The sequence below is a fragment of the Deltaproteobacteria bacterium genome (assembly GCA_016933965.1).
GTDB lineage: Bacteria > Desulfobacterota > Syntrophia > Syntrophales > UBA2210 > JAFGTS01.
This window is the reverse complement of record JAFGTS010000034.1, coordinates 63,252-70,382: the sequence shown is the minus strand read 5'-3', so window position 1 is coordinate 70,382 and position 7,131 is coordinate 63,252. Positions and strand designations below refer to the sequence as shown.

Annotated in this window: 5 protein-coding genes; 4 read left to right on the top strand and 1 reads right to left on the bottom strand. The window is 58.2% G+C overall.

All coding sequences use genetic code 11. From position 1 onward, the window contains the following. On the bottom strand, positions 1-929 hold a 929-nt coding region (locus tag JXO48_08410), incomplete at its 3' end, for an alcohol dehydrogenase catalytic domain-containing protein (GenBank protein ID MBN2283900.1). Between the two features lie 292 nt (positions 930-1,221). Between JXO48_08410 and JXO48_08405 the strand changes: the two genes are divergently transcribed. From JXO48_08405 to JXO48_08390, 4 genes are all read left to right on the top strand, one after another. Continuing rightward, complete coding sequence (locus JXO48_08405; GenBank protein ID MBN2283899.1) at positions 1,222-2,475, top strand: MFS transporter; 1,254 nt, start codon at positions 1,222-1,224, stop codon at positions 2,473-2,475. Between the two features lie 115 nt (positions 2,476-2,590). Next, positions 2,591-4,534 carry an aconitate hydratase gene (locus JXO48_08400; protein ID MBN2283898.1) on the top strand — a complete coding sequence of 648 codons (1,944 nt, stop codon included), beginning with the start codon at positions 2,591-2,593 and terminating at the stop codon, positions 4,532-4,534. A 14-nt stretch (positions 4,535-4,548) separates the two neighbouring features. Further along, the gene (locus JXO48_08395) at positions 4,549-5,763 is read left to right on the top strand and encodes an NADP-dependent isocitrate dehydrogenase (GenBank protein MBN2283897.1); all 1,215 of its coding nucleotides are present in this window, start codon (positions 4,549-4,551) and stop codon (positions 5,761-5,763) included. A gap of 84 nt (positions 5,764-5,847) precedes the next feature. After that, positions 5,848-7,125 carry an ATPase gene (locus JXO48_08390; GenBank protein ID MBN2283896.1) on the top strand — a complete coding sequence of 426 codons (1,278 nt, stop codon included), beginning with the start codon at positions 5,848-5,850 and terminating at the stop codon, positions 7,123-7,125. Positions 7,126-7,131 lie beyond the last annotated feature (6 nt).

The window sequence follows — 7,131 nt, the reverse complement described above, 5'->3', positions numbered from 1 at the left end:
TTGAGAGGGATGTCAGCGGCCAGCCGGAGACATTCGGCGATGTCACGGGGGGCCACGTTGGCAACGCTTTTTATCTCCTTTTCGAGCCAGAGATGGGTGGGGTAATCAATATCGAGGAGGCAGCGCTTGTCGTTCTCTTCCTTGCGGATCGCGTTGATGACCAGCCGGCCGTTTGGCTCGAGATTTCTCATGGCTTCCACCACCGGCTTCCAGGCCGGTGTTGTATCGATTATGGCACGCAACCGCTCCGGGGATTCATCACCGGTATCCCCTGCCCAGACGGCCCCCAGCTCACGGGCGAATTCCTGTTCTTTCCCGCTTCTGGCGAACACGAAGACCGGTGAGGCAGGATAGAGAGCACGGGTCATCTTCAGGACCAGGTGCGCCGAAGCGCCGAAACCGGTGAGACCCAGGGAGTCGCCGTCCCGGATCCCCGCAAGCATCAGTGAGCGGTACCCGATTGCCCCGGCGCAGAACAGGGGGGCCGCCTCGGCGTCGCTCAATCCTTCCGGTACGGGAAAGGCGGATGTTTCCGGTACGACCATGTATTCGGCATAGCCTCCGTGTGCGTCGCGCCCCGTGGCCCGGAAGTCGGCACACAGGTTTTCCTTTCCTTCCCGGCAGAATGAACAGCGGCCGCAGGACGAAAAGAACCATCCCACACCGACCCGGGCCCCGATCTCGTGTTGTGACGCCCCCGCCCCCCGTTCGGCGACACGGCCGACCACTTCATGTCCCGGAATGATGGGAAAGACAGGAGGCGGTGTCCGTCCCTCGATCTCATCAAGTTCCGTGTGACAGACCCCGCAGGCACGAACATGTATCAGAATTTCCCCTTCACCGGGGCCCGGCTCGCTCATTTCAACCGGTTCCAAGGGGTTCCTCTCCCTTCGCAGATCATGAATCGCCTTCAGTAGCATGGCCTTCATCCCGGCGTGCTCCTTCCGTCATGTTTTCGCGGAAGTGTAGCATAAAATGCCGGCACGTCATAGGGACGCGGGCGCGATAACCACGCGTCCCACACCGTCCGGCCCGGAAATAGCTGCTCCGGCCTGCTCGGGGAAAAAGTACTTGTCTTTGGGCATGACCTGCACTACAGTGTCCACATTCGTGACGATGAACGATCGGGCTGCCGGCCGGGGCTTTGGACGGCAGCCCGTAGTATTTCCCGGAGCATGCCCCATGCGCAGTACCGGAGGATAACGGGATGGACGTCACCATATGAAGATCCCCATTTTTTACGGCTGGTGGATCGTTTTCGCCTGCTTCACCATAGCACTGTATGTGAGCAGTATCATCTTCTTCGGCTTCACAGCCCTCTTTGAGCCCCTGGTCAGGGAATTCGGCTGGAGTTATACGCAGGTGTCCTTCGCCGCCAGCCTCAGGGGGTTGGAAATGGGGATCCTCGCGCCGGTGATAGGATACCTTGTCGATCGGTTCGGTTCCCGGAAGCTGATGCTCGTCGGATCCGTTACCGTCGGCCTCGGTCTTGTCATGCTCGGATTCACCCATACCCTTTTCACGTTTTACGGTGCCATAATTCTTATCTCGCTGGGTGCCGGCGGCTGCACCACCGTGGTGACCACGACGGTCCTGGCCCAGTGGTTCAGAAGAAAGATCGGGATGGCTATCGGGATAATGTCCTCCGGATTCGGCGCCGGGGGCTTGCTCATTCCCTTCGTTGTTCTGCTCGTTGATACCTATGGGTGGAGGAGCGCCGTCATTGTATTCGGACTCGGTATGTGGATACTCGGTATTCCCCTGTCTCTGATGGTGCGGGACCGGCCCGAACCGTACGGCCTGCTCCCCGATGGAGATACGTTTCCTTTGGAAACAATCGGTGTGGAACAGGCCGGTGGCGCTTCGGGGAAATCCTTTCGTGACCTGTTGCGGGTCAGGGGGTTCTGGTGTCTCGGTTGTGCCGAGGCGATCCGTTTCATGGTTCTTATGGGAGTGGTGATCCACATCATGCCCTACCTTGCGACGGTCGGCATGTCACGGACTGCCGGCGGGTTTGTCGCCGCCGCGATCCCCCTGGTCAGTATAGCCGGGAGGCTCACCGTCGGCTGGCTGGGAGATATCTTCTCCAAACGTGTCATCATGGCCTCCGCGTTCATCGCCATGGCCGCCGGCACTCTGGCCCTTCACGCAGCGGGAAGCGGTGTGGGCATCGTTCTCTTTCTGGTCCTCTTTTCCGTGAGCATCGGCGGGATCACGGTCCTCCGGGGGTCGTTGATCCGAGAGTACTTCGGGCGTGAATCCTTCGGTAGGATAATCGGGATCGTCATGGGGTGTGCCGCCCTGGGGGGTGTTGTGGGACCGACCATCACGGGATTCGTCTACGACACGACCGGCGATTATCACCATGTCTGGACATGGTTTGCAGGGTGTCTGTTTATGACGGTCATGCTGGTCGTCATGATCGGAAGGAAGCCGTCGGAAGTCCCTCTGTCGGTGACATCGGAAAAAACTTGACAAAGTCAACGGGAGATATTGAAATGATGGGCATGAACGACCGGACCGAAGGACACCCGGTGCGGCGGCCAAACCCACCATAATCTCACAGAATTACTAACAAAAAGAGGGAATCATGGCTCTAACGCTGACGCAGAAGATTCTTGAAGGTCACCTTCGCGGGGGACGCTGCCGCGAGGGAGAAGAGATCGCCATCCACATCGATCAGACCCTGACACAGGACGCGACGGGGACCATGGCCTATCTGCAGTTCGAGGCGATGGGTCGTGCCGGGGTGAGCACGGAACTCTCGATCAGCTATATTGATCATAATACCATACAGATCGGCTTCGAAAACGCCGATGATCACCGGTACCTGCAGACCGTGGCCTCAAAATTCGGGATCCTTTTTTCCCGGGCGGGGAACGGCATCTGTCATCAGGTGCATCTGGAACGGTTCGGAAAACCGGGAACGACGCTGCTTGGCTCGGACAGCCACACACCGACGGGCGGCGGTATCGGCCAGATCGCCATTGGGGCCGGCGGTCTTGATGTGGCCCTTGCCATGGCGGGAGAGCCCTTTTATCTGACCTGTCCGAAAGTGATACGGATATACCTGACCGGGAGCCTGCGCCCCTGGGTAAGCGCCAAGGACGTGATCCTGAAAGTCTTGGAGATCTTTTCCACGAAAGGGAACGTTGGATGCGTCTTTGAATACGCAGGTCCCGGTGTGAAAACCCTCTCGGTCCCCGAGCGTGCGACCATCGCGAACATGGGGGCCGAATGCGGTGTTACCACCTCGATCTTTCCCAGCGACGAGGAAACCCTGAAGTTCCTTCGAGCCCAGGACCGTGAAAGTGACTGGCGGGAACTTGCCGCTGATGCCGGTGCCCGCTACTTCAGGGAAGTATCCCTGGACCTCTCCGAGATCGTCCCCCTCGCCGCGACGCCCCACAGTCCCGGGAACATTGCGACGGTGGAGGAACTGGAAGGTCTGGAGGTGAACCAGGTCTGCGTGGGGTCATGCACCAATTCCTCCTTCCGGGACCTGATGATCGTGGCGGAGATACTGAAGGGGAGAACGGTCCATCCCGGCGTGAGCTTCGTTCTCGCCCCCGGTTCCCGGCAGGTGGTCACCATGCTTGCCCGGAACGGCGCACTGGCTGGCCTTATCGATGCCGGTGTCCGCCTGGCGGAGAATGCCTGCGGGTTCTGTATCGGCAACAGTCAATCCCCGGCGACCGGTGCCGTTTCCCTTCGGACGAGCAACAGGAATTTTCTGGGGCGGTCGGGAACGAAGGATGCCCGGGTGTATCTGGTAAGCCCGGAAACAGCCGCCGCGGCGGTCATCACCGGAACCCTGACAGACCCGAGAAAGCTCGGCATTCCCTGCCCCGTCATTTTGCTGCCGGACCGCTTCCCCGTGGATGACTCGATGATCCTTTCCCCGCCGTCGGAACCGGAGAAGATAGAAATATACCGCGGTCCCAATATCGGTGAACCGCCCGTGAACACGGAGCTTCCCGAGAACATCACAGGGATCGTCACGATCAAGGTGGAAGACAATATCACGACGGACCATATCATCCCCGCGGGGTCACGCATGAAATACCGCTCCAACGTACCCCGGTACTCGGAATTCCTCTTTGAGGTGATCGACCCCGATTTTTACGGAAGAGCCCGGCAGATCAGGGATTCAGGAAAGCATAACATCATCGTGGCCGGGGTCAGTTACGGCCAGGGCTCGTCACGGGAACACGCGGCGCTTTGCCCCATGTTCATGGGTGTCAGGGCGGTGCTGGCGAAATCCTTTGAGCGGATCCATGCGGCAAACCTGGTCAACTTCGGTGTCCTTCCGCTCACGTTTCTCCGGGAGGCCGATTACGAATCGATCAACCAGGGTGAAGAACTGGAGATACCGCTGGTCCGGGAGCGCATAAGCCGGGGTGAAACACTGACAGTGAAGAACATGAGGACGGGCGAGGAATATGCCCTTGCCTGCGATCTTTCCGAGCGTGCCAGGGAGATCGTCCTGGCCGGGGGCATGCTGTCCTACGCGGGAAGGAAGAACAACTGCTGAAGGAGAGGAAGTGAATGAAGAAGATTGTCGTGAAGACGCCTATCGTCGAGATCGACGGAGACGAAATGACCCGGATCATGTGGGCCATGGTAAAGGAGAAACTCCTGCTGCCCTACCTTGATCTGACGACCGATTATTACGATCTGGGTCTGAAACACCGGGACGAGACGGACGACCGGGTGACCGTTGAAGCGGCAGAAGCGATAAAAAAGCACACCGTGGGCGTGAAGTGCGCGACCATAACCCCCAACGCGGACCGGGTCAGGGAATACGGCCTGAAAAAGCAATGGCCGAGTCCGAACGGAACCATCAGGGGCATCCTCGACGGGACCGTGTTCCGGGCGCCCATACTGGTCGGGAACATACGGCCCGCCGTCCGGACCTGGAAGAAACCGATCCATATCGGAAGGCACGCTTATGGTGACGTGTATATGAACCGTGAAATGAAGGTCCCCGGTGCCGGGAGGGCGGAGATGGTCTTCACCCCCCGCGACGGCGGGGAACCGGTCAGAACGGTCATTCATGACTTTGACGGCCCGGGGATACTGCAGGGTATCCACAACACCGACGCTTCCATCAGAAGCTTCGCCGTTGCCTGCTTTACCTATGCCTATGATCAGGCGATAGATCTCTGGTTCAGCACGAAGGACACGATCTCAAAGACCTATGATGCCGAATTCCGGAACATCTTTGAGCAGGAGTATGAAGAACACTGGACGGAGAAGTTCCGGGAACGGGGCATAGAATATTTCTTTACCCTCATCGATGACGCAGTGGCCCGGATCATCAAGTCCGAGGGAGGAATGCTCTGGGCATGCAAGAACTACGACGGTGACGTCATGTCAGATATGCTCGCATCGGCCAACGGGAGCCTTGCCATGATGACGTCCGTCCTGGTGTCCCCCCGCGGGTATTTCGAATATGAGGCCGCCCATGGAACGGTTCAGAAGCATTATTACAAACATCTTGCCGGTGAGGCGACATCGACGAACTCCATGGCCCTCATCTTTGCCTGGACGGGCGGGTTGAAGAAACGGGCCGAGCTTGATGGGACACCGGAACTCTTTGAATTCGCGAAGAAAATTGAAGATGCAGCAGTGTTCACCGTTGAGAGCGGTATCATGACGGGAGACCTGATGAGGGTCGCCGATCCCGATTCACGCAACAGGCAGGTATCGACGGAGGATTTCATCGCCCACATTCAGGAGAACCTGGGGAAAACCCTGTAGGACCCTCGCATTCACTGTTCCCTGCGATGTGCGCCGCGGATCGGATGGATAGCGAGGTGCCGGGGGGCGAAAAGGGGGAGAGCCATGGCACAGCGGGCCATCAGGGAAGCCGACGGCAAGAGTATGCTTGCCCGTCTTATGAAGCGGTACGCCGACGGTCGGTTCACCGTCAGGGCACAATGCCTGTCCGTGGATCCCTTTACGGACCTCGAAAAAGCCGCATCACGTCACCGGTGGCTGGAGAAAAAACGACTGGTGGTCAAGCCGGACCAGCTGATCAAGCGCCGGGGAAAGGGAGGACTTCTTCTCCTCGACGCCGAATGGAACACCGCGAAGGAATGGATCGCCGGCAATATGAACCGGACCGTCACCATAGAAGGAGTGACGGGCGTTCTCAAACATTTCATCATCGAACCGTTCCTGCCCCACGAGACCCGTGACGAACGGTACATCGCTCTCACGTCGGAACGGGAAGGTGACCGGATCCTCTTTTTTCATCAGGGCGGTGTCGATGTAGGTGACATCGACGCGCGGGCGGAAAAGCTCTTTGTGCCGATCGGTGAAACCCCGCCGCTTCAGGAAATAGAAACGCATCTTTTGAAAAACCTTCCGGATTCCGAAAAGTCCCTCATGACGGCATTCATCACGGGGCTTTTCCAATTTTACTGCGATCTCAACTACGCCTATCTCGAAATGAACCCCTTCGTGGTGAAGGGAAGAACGGTAATACCCCTCGATTACGCCGCCAAGCTCGATGACACGGCAGCCTTTATCAACGAAAAGGAATGGGGGAACATCATCTTTCCCAAACCCTTCGGGCGTGAGCCCGCGCGGGAAGAGAGATTCATCGAGGAGCTCGACGCAAAGACCGGGGCATCCCTGAAATTGTCCCTGCTGAACCCCCGGGGGCGGGTCTGGACAATGGTGGCCGGCGGCGGGGCATCCGTCATTTACGCGGACACCATCACCGACCTGGGGTATATGGATGAAATGGCTAATTACGGCGAGTATTCCGGGAATCCCGATGAGCACACGACCTACCTCTATGCCCGGACCATCCTCGATCTCATGACCAGGGAAAAACATCCCGACGGAAAGATACTGATCATCGGTGGAGGCATCGCCAATTTTACCGATGTGGCAAAGACCTTTGCGGGGATCATCAGGGCCCTGAGGGAATACGCCTCCCGGATCAGGAAACAGAACATAAGGATATTCGTCAGGCGGGGAGGCCCGAACTACAAGGAGGGGCTTCGGAGGATGAAGGTTTTGGGAAGCGAAGAGGGTATCGATATTGATGTATATGGTCCCGAGACCCACATGACGAACATTGTTGCCATGGCTTTAAAAGGGGGGCGGTGACATGGT

Bases quoted from the DNA above. Each gene is read 5' to 3' on its own strand.
- JXO48_08405 (MBN2283899.1), top strand. From the start codon at position 1,222: ATGAAGATCCCCATTTTTTACGGCTGGTGGATCGTTTTCGCCTGCTTC.
- JXO48_08400 (MBN2283898.1), top strand. From the start codon at position 2,591: ATGGCTCTAACGCTGACGCAGAAGATTCTTGAAGGTCACCTTCGCGGG.
- JXO48_08395 (MBN2283897.1), top strand. From the start codon at position 4,549: ATGAAGAAGATTGTCGTGAAGACGCCTATCGTCGAGATCGACGGAGAC.
- JXO48_08390 (MBN2283896.1), top strand. From the start codon at position 5,848: ATGGCACAGCGGGCCATCAGGGAAGCCGACGGCAAGAGTATGCTTGCC.